This is a genomic window from Nonlabens tegetincola, assembly GCF_002954355.1.
Taxonomy (GTDB): Bacteria; Bacteroidota; Bacteroidia; order Flavobacteriales; family Flavobacteriaceae; genus Nonlabens; species Nonlabens tegetincola.
Genome location: NZ_MQVV01000010.1, coordinates 305,628 through 323,307 on the forward strand (window position 1 = coordinate 305,628; position 17,680 = coordinate 323,307).

Annotated in this window: 14 protein-coding genes; 8 read left to right on the forward strand and 6 right to left on the reverse strand. The window is 35.6% G+C overall.

Annotation, left to right across the window (positions count from 1 at the left end; all coding sequences use genetic code 11):
- Positions 1 to 10: 10 nt before the first annotated feature.
- The 5 genes from BST93_RS01930 to arfB are packed head-to-tail and all read left to right on the forward strand — an operon-like array spanning position 11 to position 3,361.
- Entirely contained in the window at positions 11 to 271 is a 261-nt protein-coding gene (locus tag BST93_RS01930; protein WP_105018131.1) for a hypothetical protein, read from the forward strand.
- Complete coding sequence (gene pnuC, locus BST93_RS01935; protein ID WP_105017887.1) at positions 271 to 906, forward strand: nicotinamide riboside transporter PnuC; 636 nt, start codon at positions 271 to 273, stop codon at positions 904 to 906. Before BST93_RS01930 ends, pnuC begins: the two co-directional genes overlap by 1 nt.
- The gene (locus BST93_RS01940; RefSeq protein WP_105017888.1) at positions 861 to 1,418 is read left to right on the forward strand and encodes an AAA family ATPase; all 558 of its coding nucleotides are present in this window, start codon (positions 861 to 863) and stop codon (positions 1,416 to 1,418) included. The genes pnuC and BST93_RS01940 overlap by 46 nt, the downstream gene beginning before the upstream one ends.
- A gap of 3 nt (positions 1,419 to 1,421) precedes the next feature.
- On the forward strand, positions 1,422 to 2,963 hold the full coding sequence (locus BST93_RS01945) for a DUF4301 family protein (RefSeq protein WP_105017889.1): 1,542 nt from the start codon (positions 1,422 to 1,424) through the stop codon (positions 2,961 to 2,963).
- Positions 2,963 to 3,361, forward strand: a complete 399-nt coding sequence (gene arfB, locus BST93_RS01950; RefSeq protein WP_060523530.1) for an alternative ribosome rescue aminoacyl-tRNA hydrolase ArfB — start codon at positions 2,963 to 2,965, stop codon at positions 3,359 to 3,361. The genes BST93_RS01945 and arfB overlap by 1 nt, the downstream gene beginning before the upstream one ends.
- A 21-nt stretch (positions 3,362 to 3,382) precedes the next feature.
- Here arfB and BST93_RS01955 read toward each other — a convergent pair whose 3' ends face one another.
- Both BST93_RS01955 and BST93_RS01960 read right to left on the reverse strand, forming a co-directional pair.
- On the reverse strand, positions 3,383 to 4,672 hold the full coding sequence (locus tag BST93_RS01955) for an aminopeptidase P family protein (RefSeq protein WP_105017890.1): 1,290 nt from the start codon (positions 4,670 to 4,672) through the stop codon (positions 3,383 to 3,385).
- A gap of 239 nt (positions 4,673 to 4,911) precedes the next feature.
- Positions 4,912 to 5,712, reverse strand: coding sequence for a DUF6503 family protein (locus tag BST93_RS01960; RefSeq protein WP_105017891.1), 801 nt, complete (start codon positions 5,710 to 5,712; stop codon positions 4,912 to 4,914).
- Positions 5,713 to 5,859: 147 nt separating this feature from the next.
- On the opposite strand from BST93_RS01960, the gene dusB reads away from it, so the two are divergent.
- A complete protein-coding gene (dusB, locus tag BST93_RS01965) occupies positions 5,860 to 6,852 on the forward strand; it encodes a tRNA dihydrouridine synthase DusB (protein WP_042276852.1) in 993 nt (330 codons plus the stop codon).
- On the opposite strand, the gene BST93_RS01970 is transcribed toward dusB, so the two are convergent.
- From BST93_RS01970 to BST93_RS01980, 3 genes are read right to left on the reverse strand one after another with little or no spacing between them, the layout of a single operon-like run.
- Positions 6,837 to 8,054 carry an ABC transporter permease gene (locus BST93_RS01970; protein WP_105017892.1) on the reverse strand — a complete coding sequence of 406 codons (1,218 nt, stop codon included), beginning with the start codon at positions 8,052 to 8,054 and terminating at the stop codon, positions 6,837 to 6,839. The two genes, dusB and BST93_RS01970, sit on opposite strands and share 16 nt — an antisense overlap.
- On the reverse strand, positions 8,054 to 8,449 hold the full coding sequence (gene rbfA / locus BST93_RS01975; protein ID WP_042276856.1) for a 30S ribosome-binding factor RbfA: 396 nt from the start codon (positions 8,447 to 8,449) through the stop codon (positions 8,054 to 8,056). The genes BST93_RS01970 and rbfA overlap by 1 nt, the downstream gene beginning before the upstream one ends.
- 46 nt (positions 8,450 to 8,495) lie before the next feature.
- The gene (locus BST93_RS01980) at positions 8,496 to 11,270 is read right to left on the reverse strand and encodes a WD40/YVTN/BNR-like repeat-containing protein (RefSeq protein ID WP_105017893.1); all 2,775 of its coding nucleotides are present in this window, start codon (positions 11,268 to 11,270) and stop codon (positions 8,496 to 8,498) included.
- A 327-nt stretch (positions 11,271 to 11,597) separates the two neighbouring features.
- On the opposite strand from BST93_RS01980, the gene BST93_RS01985 reads away from it, so the two are divergent.
- The gene (locus BST93_RS01985) at positions 11,598 to 16,289 is read left to right on the forward strand and encodes a fibronectin type III domain-containing protein (protein WP_105017894.1); all 4,692 of its coding nucleotides are present in this window, start codon (positions 11,598 to 11,600) and stop codon (positions 16,287 to 16,289) included.
- A 9-nt stretch (positions 16,290 to 16,298) separates the two neighbouring features.
- Positions 16,299 to 16,472: a hypothetical protein gene (locus tag BST93_RS14145; protein WP_181072526.1), complete on the forward strand. Its 174-nt coding sequence runs from the start codon at positions 16,299 to 16,301 to the stop codon at positions 16,470 to 16,472.
- Positions 16,473 to 16,530: 58 nt separating this feature from the next.
- On the opposite strand, the gene trhO is transcribed toward BST93_RS14145, so the two are convergent.
- Positions 16,531 to 17,568 (reverse strand): oxygen-dependent tRNA uridine(34) hydroxylase TrhO, encoded by a 1,038-nt coding sequence (gene trhO, locus BST93_RS01990; protein WP_105017895.1) that lies wholly within the window; start codon positions 17,566 to 17,568, stop codon positions 16,531 to 16,533.
- Positions 17,569 to 17,680 lie beyond the last annotated feature (112 nt).

Below are 17,680 nucleotides of genomic sequence, written 5' to 3' on the forward strand. Positions count from 1 at the left end.
AAAATCAACTATGAAAGTTTCTATAGAATTAACCATGTCCCCTTTACAAGATGGATATGAGCAACTCATAATCGAGTTTATCAAAACCTTGCGTAATTCACCCTTTAAGATTCTAGAAAACCCACTTTCTACTCAAATTTATGGAGATTATAGACCATTAATGGAATTTTTGACTGATGCTATAGAGACTAGTTTTGATAATCAAGAAGCGGTTCTTGTTTACATGAAACTGGTAAAATCTGATCGTAGTGACTACCAACCTTTCTTTTAATGGAAGTTATTGATTTCTTATTTTCCCAGTATTCTGAGTATTCAAGCACTCACATAGTACTTGAGTTGACAGCTGTTGTGGCTAGCGTTGTAAGTGTGCTTTATTCTTATCGTAACAGCTTTTTAGTGTTTCCTTTTGGGATTGTAAGCACTGCCATATTTACTTACTTGTTAGTAAACTGGAATTTATTGGGAGATGCCGTTATAAACTTGTACTATTTAATTATGAGTATATACGGTTGGTATCTTTGGATTAAAGGAGGGAAGAATAACAAAGAACTTCAAATCTCTTTGACTTCAAAACAGCAATGGATTAGAGCTATTACAATCTCAATATTCGCGGCATTGTGCATCTATATTCTTTATGTATCTACAAATCGTATGGAAAATGTAGTATCCTACATTGACATGGTAACGACAGGATTGTTTTTTGCAGGAATGTGGTTGATGGCAAAAAGGAAGTTAGAGCATTGGTTAGTTCTAGGCATAGGTAATTTTATCTCAATACCTTTATATTTTTATAAGGGTTACACTTTTAGTGCATTTTTATACCTATTTTTATTGATAATGGCTGTGGCTGGATTTTATGCATGGAAGAAATACCTAAACAACTTAATTATCAAGGCAAGCGTATAGTACTTTATGGTCCAGAGAGTACAGGAAAAAGTACTATCGCACGAGAACTAGCGCTTCATTACAACTCAATTTCCATCCCAGAATTTGCAAGAGAATACTTGCAAAGAAAGTGGGATGAGTCAAAACACGTTTGCACATTACAGGATCTTAAACCTATTGCAGTAGGTCAAAGAAATCTTGAGAATCAGGCAACATTAAAGGGATCTGATTATGTTTTTTGTGATACAGACATCTTAGAAACCTATGTTTATAGTTTAGCTTATTTTAATCAAGTTCCATTGTCGATTGAAAAGGCTATTCATGAATCTCATTATGATTTATATTTATTGATGGATGTGGATATTAGTTGGGTTAAGGATGATTTAAGGGACAAACCAGAAGAGCGAGAAGAAATGTTTCATAAATTTGAATCCGCTTTACAAACATTTAATAAGCCCTATAAACGTATTTCAGGAAAGGGATCTGAAAGATTAAAAAATGCTATCGCTGCTATAGATTCTTTATCTATTTAACAAATGAATTATACTGACTACCAAATACAACAGCTAAAAGAAAAAGGTATTTCCATAGATCAAGTTAATGAACAAATTGATCGATTTAGAAAGGGATTTCCTAAATTAGATTTAGACAGGCCTGCTACTTTAAATGATGGGATTAATAAACACAATGATCAGGAGCAAGCAGAGTATATATATAAATATGAACAACTAGGCGAGAACCTTGAAAAGGTGAATTTTATTCCTGCTAGTGGTGCTGCAACTAGAATGTTTAAATTTCTCCATGAATTTTTACACTCTTACAATCCTGATGAAATTAGCTTAAATGCTTATATTAATAAAACTAAGAGCGACCAGTTATTCACCTTTCTTGTCGCCCTTGAAAAATTCCCTTTTTACCGAGATATTGAACAGCAACTAAAGGCTCAAAATCCAATTTATGAAGGGTTGAAAAAGTATCAACAACAATTGGAATTCATAAAATTTCTTTTGTCTGAGAATGGTGCAAATTATGCAAGTAAACCCAAAGGTTTAATCCCATTTCATGATTATGGTAGCTATGTACGTACAGCTTTTGAAGAACACTTAAGCGAGACAGCTGGTTACGCAAGTGTTAATGATCAGGTTAAACTCCATTTTACGGTATCACCTAATCACCACAAGGACTTTTTAGATGAATTAGAAGCTATTAAGGACCACATTGAAAGAAGAGTTCAAAAGAAGCTTGTAGTAGATTTTTCGTTTCAAGATACAGCTACCGATACAGTTGCAGTAAATTTAAATAACCAGCCCATACTTGATGATAAAGGTGGTTTGTTCTTTAGACCAGCTGGGCATGGAGCATTATTAAAAAATCTGAATGCAATTGATGCCGATCTTATTTTTATTAAAAACATTGATAATGTCACTACAACAGCAATGCATCAAGAATCTGCATATTTTAAAAAATACCTTGCAGGTATAGCAGTCACATACAAGAAACAAATAGATTCCTATTTAAATCAATTATTAAATGGAACTATTACTGATATTTCACATATTGTAGATTTTCTAGAAAGCTCAATAGGAACGGCTTTACCTAAGGATTTTTCAAAGTATTCCTTCCAAAATCAGATAGAAACCCTGATAGATTGTTTAAACAGACCATTAAGAGTGTGCGGTATGGTTAAAAATGAAGGAGAACCAGGTGGTGGTCCGTTTTGGGTAAAATCTAGTTACGGAATTAATTTACAAATTGTGGAAAGCGCACAGGTGAATAAAGAAAATGAGAAACAAAAAAACATTGCTAAAGAATGTACTCATTTTAATCCAGTTGATATAGTTTGCTGTGTACGTGATTATAAAGGAGATAAATTTGATCTACAAAAATATTGTGACCCAGAAATGGGTTTTATTACCCTAAAATCTAGGTTTGGTTTTAAGCTTAAAGCACAAGAGCTTCCTGGATTATGGAATGGCTCAATGGCTTATTGGAATACCATTTTTGTAGAGGTTCCTGTTTCTACTTTTAATCCAGTTAAAACTGTTAATGATTTACTCAAACCAGCGCACCTTAGGTAATGAATGTTGAACAAATTAAAAACGAGGTAACATTTAAAGCTGTTGCAAGTAGTGGCCCTGGTGGTCAACACGCTAATAAGGTGGCAACAAAGGTTCAATTAGAGTTTGATGTTATTAATAGTTACGCTTTCGCGGAAGCGGAAAAACAAACTATCTTAGAAAACCTAAAAAGTCAGCTTACTCAACAAGGCAGCATCAAAATAAGCTGTCAAGAATCTAGAAGTCAAGCTAAAAATAAAGAGCTTGTCCTTAAAAAATTAATCAATTTGCTCGCTGGCGCAAGTCAAAGAAAAAAGAAGCGTAAGAAGACAGCTATTCCTAAAATTGCTAAGTTAAAAAGACTGAGAGCAAAGAAATTGAACAGTGAAAAAAAACAAAACCGAAAGTTTAAATATTAGACTTTCGGTTTTTTAATTATATTAATTCATTAGTTCTTCAATTTCTTCAACTTCAATAGGTATGTTTTCCATTAAATTAATCGGTTCTCCGCTTTCTTGGATAACGACGTCGTCTTCTAATCTTATTCCAAATCCTTCTTCTGGTACATATATTCCAGGTTCTACGGTAAATACATTTCCTGCTTGCATAGGTTCCCATAGTATACCGTAATCATGAGTATCTAACCCTATGTGGTGCGATGTACCATGCATGAAATACTTTTTGTAGGCAGGCCATTCAGGGTTTTCGTTCTGTACATCGGCCTTATCTAATAATCCTAGATCAATTAATTCACTAGTCATCAATTTTCCCACCTCAACGTGATACTCTTTCCACATTGTTCCAGGTAGGAGCATTTTTGTAGCTTCATTTTTAACCTTTAAAACAGCATTATACACTTGTTTTTGACGTTTAGTAAACGTTCCATTTACAGGAATGGTTCTAGACATGTCACTAGAGTAATTTGCATAACTAGCTCCTACATCCATAAGTATTAATTCACCATCCTTACATTGATTATTATTTTCAATATAATGAAGAACATTTGCATTATTGCCACTAGCGATAATAGGTGTGTAGGCAAATCCGTCACTGCGTGATTTTATAAACTCATGAAGATATTCTGCCTCTATTTCATATTCCCAAACTCCTGGTTTTACAAAATCTAATACACGACGGAAACCAGCATTTGTAATGTCGCAAGCGTGTTTTAATAGATCAATTTCAATAGGATCTTTTATAGCTCTCAATCTCTGTAAAATAGGATTACTTTTAGCATAATTGTGAGCAGGGAATTGAGATTTACATTTTTTGATAAATCTATCTTCACGTGTTTCCATTTCCACTGCTTGACGATAGTGTTCGTTTGTATTAAAATAAACCGTATCACACATAGTCATCATTTCAAAAAACTTTTTATCAAAGTCTTTAAGCCAAAAAACACTTGTAATACCGGTTATTTCAGTAGCTTTTTCTTTAGTTAATTTTTCTCCTTCCCAAATAGCTATGTGCTCATTGGTCTCGGTCACAAAAAGTACTTCCCTTAAATTAGGGTCTGGACAATCAGGAAAAAGTACCAAAATAGTGTCTTCTTGATCAGCCCCAGAAAGGTAAAAGATGTCCCTATGTTGTTTGAAAGGCATGGTGCTGTCTGCACCTGTTTTGAAAATATCGTTTGAATTAAAAACAGCTAGGCTTGATGGTTTCATCATCCCCATAAAGTTTTTGCGGTTTTTAATGAATAATTGTGGATTAATTGGGTTGTATTTCATAGTCCAGTTTGATTTTTTACTGCATAAGCAAGTCAAGCAAAGATATCATTAGTCTAAAGAAAAAGAAAGCTGGCTAGTAGCCAGCTTTCTTTATTTTCTAAGTCTTCTTTTCTTTTTATTCTTCATGTATGTAACTACTAAAAGAACGACAATAAGAATACATATTCCTAAAATAAAATATCTAATTCCTTCCATAATGTATTGAGTTAGTTTACTCTATGAAAGGTACGTCATTTATTTTAGTCAACATAAATGCCATTTTCTGGTTTTTTGAACATACCATTATCCATTGGAGCATTGTCTACGTCAATTTTTTCAAAAACACGGGCATCACCTCTAGGAGTATCTGGTTTCCCATCTTTTACGGTGTACCATTGTAATTTTACAGGTAGTAGTAACCCGTTTACTTCATTCCAGTCTTCATATTTAATAAAGCTATAATTGTTGGACTCTTCATTTTTACCATAGGTCACAGTATAAGCTAACCACTTCATTTCATAGCTAGAAGGATCGTAATAGAGAATATAATTGTCGTCAGGTGCATCACCTATTCCTTCATTATAACTTATTTTGATACCTGGGAAAGTTTCATTCTTATAAGTTAGAGAATCTGCTGGCGAATAATTAATACCATCGTCAGATAATACAAATGGCATGGCATAGAAATAAAACATAAGGTTGTGATAGAATCTAGCCCTACCTGGATCAAAAAAAGTACTATCTTGTGCGATCCATACTTTACCATCATTACCGCCTATCATATAGTTGTCTGTTTCCAGTAGTATGTTTCGACTTTGTAGGTCTGTTACAGTAGACTGCTCATTTAATTGATACGTCATGCTACGCATGCTTTTCCAAGTTTCTAATCCACCATGTGCTTTAAAAACCTTAATGAGTTCTTCTGGATAGGCAGAATAGTCTACTTTGGGCATTTGATTTTCTACTATAGAAACTTTTTCCTGAGTTTCCACTTTTTGCGCTTCGTTTTTACAGCTTATAGCTACAAGAAGAATGGCTACGATTGATAAAATTTGTTTCATGAGCGAAAATTAATCTCATCTGTTGAAGCTATATGTTAGAATAACTATAAAACATATCACAAATTTATAACAGATAAAAAAATACAAGTATTACTGATACTTAAACCTAATTAACGGTAGTTTTAAAATACATAGTACCTTTGCAGTATGCCTAAAATTGGAGATATACAATTACCAGATTTTCCTCTTCTTCTTGCCCCTATGGAAGACGTGAGTGATCCGCCTTTTAGAGCCTTGTGCAAAGAAAATGGCGCCGATGTCGTTTACACAGAATTTATTTCTAGTGAAGGATTGATACGAGATGCCGCAAAAAGTACAATGAAACTTGATATTTACGAGGCTGAACGTCCTGTGGGAATTCAAATCTTTGGAGCTAATCTAGATTCAATGCTCAAGAGTGTTGAAATAGTTGAACAAACTAAACCGGATATTATCGATATCAACTTCGGCTGTCCTGTTAAAAAAGTAGTTTCTAAAGGAGCTGGTGCTGGTATATTAAAAGATATCGATTTAATGGTATCACTAACCGAGGCTATGGTAAAACACACCAAGCTTCCTATAACGGTAAAAACAAGATTAGGTTGGGATCATGATTCCATTAAAATTGTCGAGGTTGCTGAGCGTTTACAAGATGTAGGTATTAAGGCAATCTCCATTCATGGACGTACCAGAGCGCAAATGTATAAGGGTAATGCAGACTGGGAACCTATCGCTCAAGTTAAAAATAATCCTAGAATGCATATTCCGGTATTTGGAAACGGTGATGTAAATACTCCAGAACGCGCCATGGAAATGCGTGATCAATATGGTCTTGATGGAGCGATGATTGGTCGAGCAAGTATAGGATATCCTTGGTTTTTTAGGGAAGTAAAACATTATTTTGAACATGGAACTCACATGGCAAAACCTACCATGGAAGAACGTGTTAAAGTTGCTAGACGTCACCTAGAAATGTCCATTGCCTGGAAAGGTGAGCACTTGGGAGTTTTTGAAACTAGAAGACACTATACCAATTACTTTAAAGGTATTCCTAACTTCAAAGAATATCGCATGAAGATGGTAACCAGCGACGATGCTCAAGGAGTATATGATGCGCTAGACGAGGTGTTGGATAAATTTGGTGATTATAGTTTTGCCTGAGAAAGTAAGCGATCATTAATACGTCTGGACCCTACGTAGCTGGCAATTATTCCTAAAATGGCTATGGTTCCAAAAGCTACTACAATATTTTCCCATCGCATAGCTACTGGATAAGGTAACTGTGGAGCTATGTAAATTAATTTGTATTCCAGCTGCGAATAAACAACAGCAACACCAATTAATAATCCTAAGACACCACCAGTAATTGTCATCAAGCTACCTTGAATAAAGAATATCCTGCGTAATTCGTGCACGCTCGCACCTAAATCGAGTAAAGTTTTTAGGTTTTGCTTTTTGTCCAATATCATCATGATAATAGCACCTATCACATTGAACAAGGCGATAATTAGTACTAAAGTAAAAATAAGGTAGACCGCAAGATTTTCAGAATTCAACATTTTATACAAAGCATCATTCAGCTGGAACTTATTCTTTACTACTACGCTGTCTCCGTACATATCCTTAATCAATTCACGAGCTTCATTTTCACTTTCGTAAGAACTTAGTTTTATTTCAACGGCACTAGCCATAGAATCTGGCATGTTTAGTAACTTTTGTGCCGCTTCATATCGCATAAACACGTATTTATTATCTAGATTTTCATTGATGCTAAAGGTACCTGTGGCAATAGCATCTAGTGTGTTGAATGAACTCTGAATGTTTAAAGCGGTAATGGCTCCTTTACCAGGTTTGGGCACCATGATTTGTAAAAATTCACTGTAGTCATTGACACTTAAGGATAGGTCTGATGCTATAGCTTGTCCGGCTACAATTTGAGCATTACTTTTTCCTAACCAAGAGCCGTAATATAGAATAGAATCTATTTTCACCATATCAATGTATTCATCGGGAACACCTTTGATATAAGCGATATCGTTTTTATCTTGATAATTTAAAAAAGCCTTTTCCTCTATTACGGGACAAACTAATTGGATCGAGGGATGATTTTCTAGAGTTCGCTTTCGCGAAAGCGGAATTTCAACAACTTTACCATGACTGGGGAAAATAGACAAGTCCGGATCAAAATAACTTGAAAACTGGGTACTAAAATCCTTTAAACCTGAAAACCCTGACAACACAATAAATAGTGATGCAGATCCAACTACAGTAATTATAAAACTAAGTATATTGATAATATTAATGGCGTTTTTACCATTTTTTGATATCAAATACCGTCTTGCAATAAAGGAGGATAGAGACACTATAGTTTTTTACGTCTAGGAAGAGTGTCAGGTTGTTCAATAGGATTGTTCTCGCCTTTGAGTTCTCTCTCTAATTGCTCCATGTACTCTAGGGAATCATCATTAAAAAATTGTAGTTCGGGCATACGTCGCATTTGATGTCTAACCTTTGATGCAACTTCATGCCTTATGCTACTTCCTAATTCTTTTATTTCTTTTACCACAGTTTCTGCCTTGTCTGCTGGGAACACAGATAAAAACACTTTAGCATATCCTAAATCGGGAGTTACTTGCACTTTTGTTACTGAAACGATGAGGTTCTTAACCGCATTCTTTCTCATGATATTCTGTATGACCTGTGTAAGGTCCTCTTGTAGAATACCAGCTATCTTCTTCTGTCTGTTCGTTTCTTGCATAATGCAAAATTAGTAAATTCCTTTATAGCAGCGGTATAGTTATAGATTACTTAACGACAAGAGTTTCTTTACTACTACCACTATTACCTGACAAGTGAACTGTGTAAGTGCCTTTAGGTAAGTAGGTCACACCATTTTGAGCAGGATCAGGGCGATCTTCTTTTTTAAATGCCTTAAGCCCAGCTTTACTTATACTACCGTCGTAGGTATAAAAATTCAATCCTTGATCACTAGTAAAAGCGGTCTCATAGATAGTTTTACCAGCTTCGTTTTTTATTTCTAGATTAACTTTTCCAGCAGTAGGGTTGAAGTATGAAATTTGGATTTTTGGAGTTGGGCCATTGCTCCATAAGAATCCACGACTGCCGTACCTTCTAGAGAATCTTAGATCCTCAATAGATGCCATTTTAAACTCTGTACCTACAAGGTCTAGAGCATTTAAATTTGCTAAGTAAATAGATCTACCGTGAGTTCCTATAAGTAAATCATTTGTTTGTGGTTGTATTTTTATATCATGAACTGCAACTGGTGGCATACCACCTGATAACAATGTCCAAGTATTACCTTGGTCTAAACTTGCATAAGTTGCATTATCAGTTCCTATGAACAAGTAGTTTTCCTTCATAGGATGCTCTGTTATAACATTAACTGGCGACCCAGGTATCGAAGTGGCTAATCGTTCCCATGTTTTACCATAATCCTCACTTTTATATACATAAGATTGAAAATCGTCCCATCGATATCCATTAAGAGTAACGTATACTCTTGATTTTTTATGTGAACTTGCTGTTACACGACTTACCCATAGGTCATTAGGCCATGGACCGTCTAATTGCTCCCAATTGCTACCTCCATTTTTCGTAAGTTGTACAAGTCCATCATCTGTACCTGCGTAAATAAGTCCAAATTCAAACTTTGATTCACTTATAGTTGTTATTGTGCCGTAAGCTACATTACCTGGCTTACCACCTTTAGTAAGATCTGGCGAAATAGCTGTCCACGTGTCTCCTTGATCTAGACTGCGCATTAATTTGTTGCCTCCTAAATATAAAATATCTTGATTATGAGAGGATAAAAGAATAGGAGTTTGCCAATTAAATCTATAAGGACTTTCTCCTAACTTATGTTTAGGCTGGATGTAAGTGCGATCACCGTTTTCTCTATTAAGTCTAAAGTAATTTCCAAATTGGAAACCTGTGTATACGATATTACTATTTCTATTGTCAATTTGAATTTGCATACCATCACCGCCCATTATACTTTCCCAAGGATACTGACCTGATTGATGCCAAGCTCTATTTTCACGAGCAGTGTGTGATCCTACCCATACACCGTTATCCTGTAAACCACCGTAAACATGATAAGGCTCTTCTAGGTCATAATTAATAGCATAAAATTGACCTACACTAGGTGTATTGTTTTTGATCCAGGTTTCACCGTTGTCGTAAGAAATGTTTACACCACCATCATTACCATTTATAAGGTGGCCTTGCTTGTTAGGGTTTACCCATAGAGCATGGTGATCTGCATGAACATTTTCACGTGATATGTTTTTAAAGGTTTTCCCACCATCGTTTGAGGTAATTATGGGAACACCCATTATATAAACTTCATTGATGTCTCTAGGATTTACTCTTACTTGGGCAAAGTAATAACCGTAGCTATAGAAAACATCATCAATTTGTCCTTCATGTGTTTTGTACCATGTTTTTCCTGCATCATCGCTACGATACAGCTCGGCACCTTTAACAGGTGTGTCAAAAAGTTGGCTATTTGCATCTTCTAGATATAGTGCAACGTCAGCCGGCGTTGCTTCACCTTTTTGTATCAGGTTTTTAACGCTTTCTGCTCTATACTTCTCTTGAAATCCATTCTCCTTCAAAAAAGCATTGAGTACTTTATTATCAAGTTTTAAGAAATCATCGGTTGACATTGACTTAAAGTCCTCTTTATTGATTTTTTTTGAGTTCGCTTTCGCGGAAGCGTTATCTCCATCTTTCTTATCTCTTCTAAATTGTGAATCGTGAATAGCGTATAATGTGTTATCATCAAATACAGAAAGGCCTATACGTCCTACACCTATTCCAGTAGGGAATCCACTATTTACTGTCGATATTTTAGTCCAGGTAAGGCCGGCATCCTCACTTTTGTAAATCGCGCTTCCATTACCAGCGCCATCAAAATTCCATGCTTTACGATCCTTTTCCCAACTAGTAGCGTATTGGGTATTAAAGTTGTTAGGATCATGAGCTAGATCAATAAAACCAGTCTTATCATCAATGTATAGCGTTTTATTCCAGGTTTTACCGCCATCCATGGTACTGTACATTCCTCTTTCTTCACTTAAAGAATATAATGGACCTGTAACAGCAACCACAACATTGTTTGGATTATCAGGGTTAATTATAATGCGACCTATGTGTTGACTATTTTTGAGCATGGGTGTACTCCATGTTTTTCCCCAATCGGATGATTTAATAATTCCTACACCAGCATAGCTGCTTCTACTAGCGTTGTTTTCTCCGGTGCCGGCCCATATGGTTTTATTTTTCCAGTCGACAGCGATATCGCCTAAGTTTATGGTAATGGCATTGTCCATTATAGGAGAGAAACTAGTACCATTGTTTGTAGTATGCCATAAACCACCGCTTGCATAGGCTACAAGAAACTCGGTTGGGTCTTGTGGATTCACATCAATATCCACTACACGTCCAGACATAACAGTAGGGCCAATGTTTTTAAATTCTAGGTTGGTAAGATTTTGCGCAAAAAGCAAAGTGGAAGAAAGGAAAAAAATGAGGACTGTTAATGTGCAGCGCATAGTGTTTTATTTAATGTGGTTCAAGATAAAACGAAATTCACTTTTTTTCATCTCGTTTACCATTGCTTTCTGGTTTTAGGTAATTATTAACAATTCTTATAGCTTTTGACTACGTAAGTAGTGAAATAATTTTCTCTAATAAAAACGGCGGTTTTGTGGAAATTAATTAATGTATTAGTTAAATATAAACAAGAAAGTATATAAATGGTTTGAAGTATTGTGTTTTTAATCTTACTAAAAGGTGTTTTCATCTATTTTATTAATATAAAATTAACAATTAATGGTAATAGTTGTTTCTTTAAAGTTCTCTTTCAAAAACTATTGAATATGAAAGCACAACTACTTGTATTATTTTCTTTTATTTCTTTTTACGCGTTGTCGCAATCGACTATTAATATAACAACCTCTGGAGGAAGTTTTCCTAACGAGAAATGGGTTAGTATAACCACAGCTGTGGATGGTGGTGGAACTCAAGTTTGGGGTCAAGGTGATGGATCGTATAGTAATGGCGCAGGATTAATAAATCAAGACATTTCTATTGCTCCAGGAACTTATTATGTAAATTGTTATGATCAATACTCTGACGGTTGGGATGGAACGACTATTTCTGTGACTGCATACGGATCGGTAATAGGTGATAACGGTGGAAATTCGCCCAGCGATACATCAACGAATGATTTAAGTTCTAATTGGGAACCAGGGTCACCAGAATTAGAATTGGAAGCTTCATTTCAAATCATTGTTCCTGTGCCACCTTCTTGTTTAAGCCCTAGCTTATTAAGTGCAAGTGCTATAACACCAACCTCTGTAGACTTAGATTGGACTTCTGGAGGCAGCGGTGAAACTGAATGGGAATTAGAATACGGAGCTAGTGGATTTACTCAAGGAACAGGTACCATAGTGTCAACTAATAGCAACCCATACACTTTATCAGGACTTACGGCAAATACTGATTATGATGTTTATGTAAGGGCAGTATGTTCACCAACTGATTCAAGTGAATGGTCTTCAAGTGAAAGTTTCACAACTCTTTGTAGCGCTTTTAGTTTAGAATTTGACGCAGCAATACCTGCAAATCTCTCAGACAATTGTTGGAACGAAGCAGGCGATGGAACATTAGCAACTGGCCCAAGTAATTTAGGATCAGGATTATGGTATTCATCTAACTACGGTGGTACTCCTAGTAATGCTATTAATTTATATACAGACAATAGGTCAGATTGGGTATTGTCTCCATTAATTGATGTAACGACATCCAATGCAACTGAAGTTAATATTACAGTAGCATTGACCGAAAATGGTAACAGTGGTTCTGGAGCAAGTTTAGGATCAGATGATTTAGTAGCTTTTGTGTATTCGGTTGATGGTGGTAATACGTGGGTTACGTTACAGTCTTGGACTCAAGGGAATGAACCATCTGATACGGGAGAATACCTATCTTATGACATTTCATCTCTATCAGGACCAGTTCAATTTGCATTTTATGGAACCGACGGTAGTGTTGATGACACAGAGGATGTTTACTTCCATTTTAGCCAGCTTAGAGTAAGAGAAACACCTGCATGTTCAGAACCTTATTCTTTAGATGGAAGTAATATAGATTCCAATAGTATAGATTTATCATGGACAAGCGGTGGAAGCGGTGAAACTGAATGGGAATTAGAATATGGAGCTAGTGGCTTTACGCAAGGTACTGGTACTGTTGTAGTAGCTAACACCAATCCTTATACTCTATCAGGTTTAACAGCAAACACGAATTACGACGTTTATGTAAGGGCTAAATGTTCATTAACGGATACGAGTTCGTGGTCAGGCGTTTATAGTTTTACGACATCATGTTTGATTTTCAATGTGCCTTTTACCGAAGGGTTTGAGTCAACAGCAACGGGAAGCACATCTTCATCGAATGCGCCAGACTGCTGGAATATGATAGATTCAGGCTCTGGTGCTGCTTATGTTTATGACAATTCTGCAGTCAATGTCCAATCAGGTAATAAATCATTCCGTCTTTATAATGGTTTTAATACTACAGGGACCTATATGTTGATTTCTCCACAAATCGCTGAACTAACAACTGATGGAATTCAAGTATCATTTGGTGTAAAAGGATCAACGGGTCAAGAATTAGAAATAGGAACAATTACAGATGCTAATGACCCTGCTACCTTTACTTCTGTTGAGGTAGTAACGCTAACATCATCATCATTTGAAAATGTAACCGTGGTAATTCCAGCAGGAACAGATTCTTATATGGCAATAAAACATGGACAAACAGGTTCTTACGATAGTTATTATCTAGATGATATTTCATTTACGATGGCACCTAATTGTATCATGCCAGCGGATTTATCTGTAGCTCCTTTTTCAAGTTCTGCACAAATCACTTGGAGTGCAATAAATGGTGAAACTGAATGGGAATTAGAATACGGAGCTAGCGGATTTACTCAAGGAACAGGTACGGTAGTAAGTGTAAATTCAAATCCTTATACTCTTTCTAGTTTAACTCCTGAAACTGATTACGATATTTATATACGTGCAGTTTGCTCTCCTACAGAAACTAGTGATTGGTCTAGTGTAGTAAGCTTTGCAACCACATGTGCGCCGTTAACACCAAATACGATAGAAGATTTCTCAGTTTATTTACCGAATTGTTGGGAAGAAGCTACTGGTGAGATAGACACTTCATTGTCATTTGGATCTTCTGCATGGACAGAGGATGATTACTTGAATGGGACTTCATCAAATTCAGCCAAATATAATATGTATACAAATACAACTGGGCAATGGTTAATAAGCCCTTCGTACGATTTAGGCACCGGTAATAATTATGAATTAATTTTTGATATCGGAGCGACTGTATGGAATGGTACAGGTTCAGCAAGCTTCGAAGCCACTGACTCAGTTAGTCTTTTGATCTCAACAGATAACGGTGTGACCTGGTCATCTTCTAATGTGTTGCAAAATTGGTCACAAGGAACTGAACCTTCAAACAACGGTGATTCCATTACCATTGATTTATCTTCCTATTCAGGTTTAGTTAGATTCGGTATAATAGCGAAGGCAAGTAGCGCTAGTTCGTCAGACTTTGATTTATTCGTTGATGATTTTGGAGTACAGGTAGCTAGTACAGATTATACATGGAATGGCTCATCATGGATGGGCGGTAATAACCCAGAAGGAAATATTACAGGTAATGATAACTTAATAATTCAGTCTGGATCTACTGCTGCTTTATCATCAGGAATAACAGCTGGTAATGTGACTGTTGAGTCTGGAGCATCGTTAGATGCGAGTGCAGGCGATTTATTAATAAATGGTAGCCTAGTTAATAATGGTAGTTTACTAGGTACAAATGCAATAGTCTTAAATGGTTCTAGTGCACAAGATATTTCTGGTACAGGTATCATCGATAATCTCACAATTGATAATACAAACAACGTTAATTTAAGTGGTACTCAAGATCTATTAGGAACACTTACTGTCGCAAATGGTAATTTAACAACAAATGGAGGTTTAACCTTTAAAAGTGATGCTTCGGGAACAGCAGTTTTAGCTCCATTAGGGTCAGGAGCTTCAATAAGTGGTAATGTAAATGTAGAGCGTTATATACCTGCTTCAAATAGAGCCTTCCGTTTTGTTGGTTCATCCGTTTCTGGGGAAACAGTTTTTGATAGCTGGCAAGAATCTGGTAACAATAGTACCGGTTTTGGAGTTCATGTGACCGGAACGACAGGAACAATAGGAAGTGTAAACGCTACCTCTGGTCATGATGAAACACCAACAGGTAATCCAAGTATGTTTAAGTGGAATGATGGAACTCAGTCATGGGACGCTGTTACAAATACTAATTCAGAAATATTGAATACTGGAACCTACTATAGATTATATGTAAGAGGTGATAGAGCGACTGATTTAAGTAATAATAACGCAGCTCAAACAGCCACAACATTAAGAGCTACAGGAACGCTGTATACTGGAGATATGAACATGACACCTACTATAGCAGATGGAGAATTCTTTGCCATGGCAAATCCTTATCAGGCCAAAATTGATATGGCTTCAGTTTCACCGGCTAATACTGGAGTTGATATGTATTATTGGGATCCTACATTAGGAGTAAAAGGTAATTACACTGCGATTAATATAAGTTCTGGTACTGGTACTGCAGGTACAGCTAGTAACATTTTAGACCCAGGTCAAGCTGTGTTTTTTGCTGCAGCGACTGGAGCTACTAGTTTAACAGTAAGTGAGTCAGACAAGGTGACTGGTACGTCAAATCAGAATGTTTTTAGATCAAATCCATTAAACGGTTTCGTAGGAATCAAATTATTTCAAACTTCAAGATTAAATAATAATCTTTCGGAAAGTGATGGGATGTACATTCATTTTGATAACCAGCACAGTGATAATGTAGACTATAATGATGCCGTTAAATTAGATGGATTAAACGCAAATATCGCCGTACAAAAAGGCATCAATAAACTTGCAGTTGAACGACGTTCACTTCCTACAGCTTCTGAAACTGTGGCTTTAAACTTATCTAATTATCAGGTTAATGATTATACTATGCAAGTTTCTATTAACGAGCTTTCAAATCTGGATGTCTTTGTTAAAGATACGTTTACAGGACAATTAACACCTGTATCTAATAACGCTACAACAAATGTATTCTTTAGTGTAGACTTTAATGATGTAAATACTATCAATCCTAACAGATTTGAACTAGTTTTTCAAACGGTTACTTTATCTACTGAAGAATCAACATTTGCTCAAGATCTAAGGTTGTATCCTAATCCTGTAAATGGAGATCAATTACATATAGAGGTAAGTAATTCAGGTAATAATGAATTATCAGCCTTACTATTTAATAGTTTAGGACAAAAAATCAGATCTATTAATACTCATGTAACGACTAATGGAATTACAATAAGTGATTTGAGCAATTTAACAGCAGGAGTTTACTTCGTAACAGTGAGTAACGGAACAGATTCAACAACAAGAAAAATCGTCATAAAATAAAATCAAAACATGAAAGCAAAGTTATATATCACGCTTATACTACTATTAGTAAGCAACTCAATTGTAATGGCTCAACCAGGTTTTGATGACACGGTTGAAGACGTCGCTTTTATTCCTGGAATAGCATTGGCTATTGCTGCAGCATTAGGAATAGGAATAAGAAAAATTATGAAGAAAAAATAAATGTATAATTAAATCATTAAAAAAGGGCTTTCAATTTTGAAAGCCCTTTTTTTACTAATTAAACATGTTTTTTAAACTTAAGCTTTTCGCTTTTACCTTTCTTAAAAATATTGTTGCTATTATAGTGTCCAGCGCGTAGTTTTTTTTGCTCTTCCAAAGGAAGTTGGATAATGTCATTACACTCTTGACTACAACAGTTTTCATACTTTTCTTTACAGGAATCACATTGAATAAATAACAAGTGACAAGCATCATTAGCACAGTTTGTATGAGTGTCACATGGTTCGCCACATTGGTGGCAGTTAGCAATAACCTCATTACCAATCTTTTCAGACAACCTTTGGTCAAAAACGAAGTTTTTTCCTCTAAATTTATTTTCTAATCCCTTTTCTGTTACCTGTCTGTGGTACTCGATAATACCACCTTCTAATTGGTATACATCCTTAAATCCTTTGTGCTTGTAATAGGCACTGGCTTTTTCACATCTTATTCCACCAGTACAATACATTACCAGTTTTTTATCTTCTTTATGTTGCTTGATCTCGTTTTCTATAATTGGCAAGCTTTCTCTAAAAGTATCTACATCTGGAGTCCAAGCATTTTTAAAATGGCCGATTTCAGTTTCATAATGATTTCTCATATCCACAAGAATCGTATTTGGATCTTCAATAAGGGCATTAAACTGCTCGGCATTGACATGTTGACCTTTATTGGTCACATCAAAAGTCTCGTCGTTTAAGCCATCGGCAACAATTTTGTTACGCACTTTGACCTTTAGCTTTAAAAAGCTTTCGTTATCTTGTTCACGAGCGATATTTAGTCTTATATCTTTTAGGAAGTAGATATCGTCTAGAAAGTTCTTGAATTCCATAAAACGATCAGCAGGAATAGAGAGCTGCGCATTTATACCTTCATGGGCTACATAAATACGGCCTAATATTTCTAAATTGTCAAATGCGACAAAAAGATGATTTCTAAATAATTCTGGATTTCCTAATCGGGCATACTGATAGAAAGAAATCGTAAGGCGCTCTTTACCAGCCTCACGTATCATAGTTCTTCTTTCTTCAGCACTTAATTTGTTGTACAGTTGCATGCTATAAACAGTTAATAGTGTTGAGCTTGCAAAGGTATTGTTATTCTTTGAGTGAAACAAAACTCATTTTTGTAATGAAGTTCTTAGATAAAAAATAGTCTTTTAATGATTC

Coding starts and splice junctions, on each gene's coding strand:
- BST93_RS01930 (WP_105018131.1), top strand. CDS start 11: ATGAAAGTTTCTATAGAATTAACCATGTCCCCTTTACAAGATGGATAT.
- pnuC (WP_105017887.1), top strand. CDS start 271: ATGGAAGTTATTGATTTCTTATTTTCCCAGTATTCTGAGTATTCAAGC.
- BST93_RS01940 (WP_105017888.1), top strand. CDS start 861: ATGGAAGAAATACCTAAACAACTTAATTATCAAGGCAAGCGTATAGTA.
- BST93_RS01945 (WP_105017889.1), top strand. CDS start 1,422: ATGAATTATACTGACTACCAAATACAACAGCTAAAAGAAAAAGGTATT.
- arfB (WP_060523530.1), top strand. CDS start 2,963: ATGAATGTTGAACAAATTAAAAACGAGGTAACATTTAAAGCTGTTGCA.
- BST93_RS01955 (WP_105017890.1), bottom strand. CDS start 4,672: ATGAAATACAACCCAATTAATCCACAATTATTCATTAAAAACCGCAAA.
- BST93_RS01960 (WP_105017891.1), bottom strand. CDS start 5,712: ATGAAACAAATTTTATCAATCGTAGCCATTCTTCTTGTAGCTATAAGC.
- dusB (WP_042276852.1), top strand. CDS start 5,860: ATGCCTAAAATTGGAGATATACAATTACCAGATTTTCCTCTTCTTCTT.
- rbfA (WP_042276856.1), bottom strand. CDS start 8,449: ATGCAAGAAACGAACAGACAGAAGAAGATAGCTGGTATTCTACAAGAG.
- BST93_RS01980 (WP_105017893.1), bottom strand. CDS start 11,270: ATGCGCTGCACATTAACAGTCCTCATTTTTTTCCTTTCTTCCACTTTG.
- BST93_RS01985 (WP_105017894.1), top strand. CDS start 11,598: ATGAAAGCACAACTACTTGTATTATTTTCTTTTATTTCTTTTTACGCG.
- BST93_RS14145 (WP_181072526.1), top strand. CDS start 16,299: ATGAAAGCAAAGTTATATATCACGCTTATACTACTATTAGTAAGCAAC.
- trhO (WP_105017895.1), bottom strand. CDS start 17,568: ATGCAACTGTACAACAAATTAAGTGCTGAAGAAAGAAGAACTATGATA.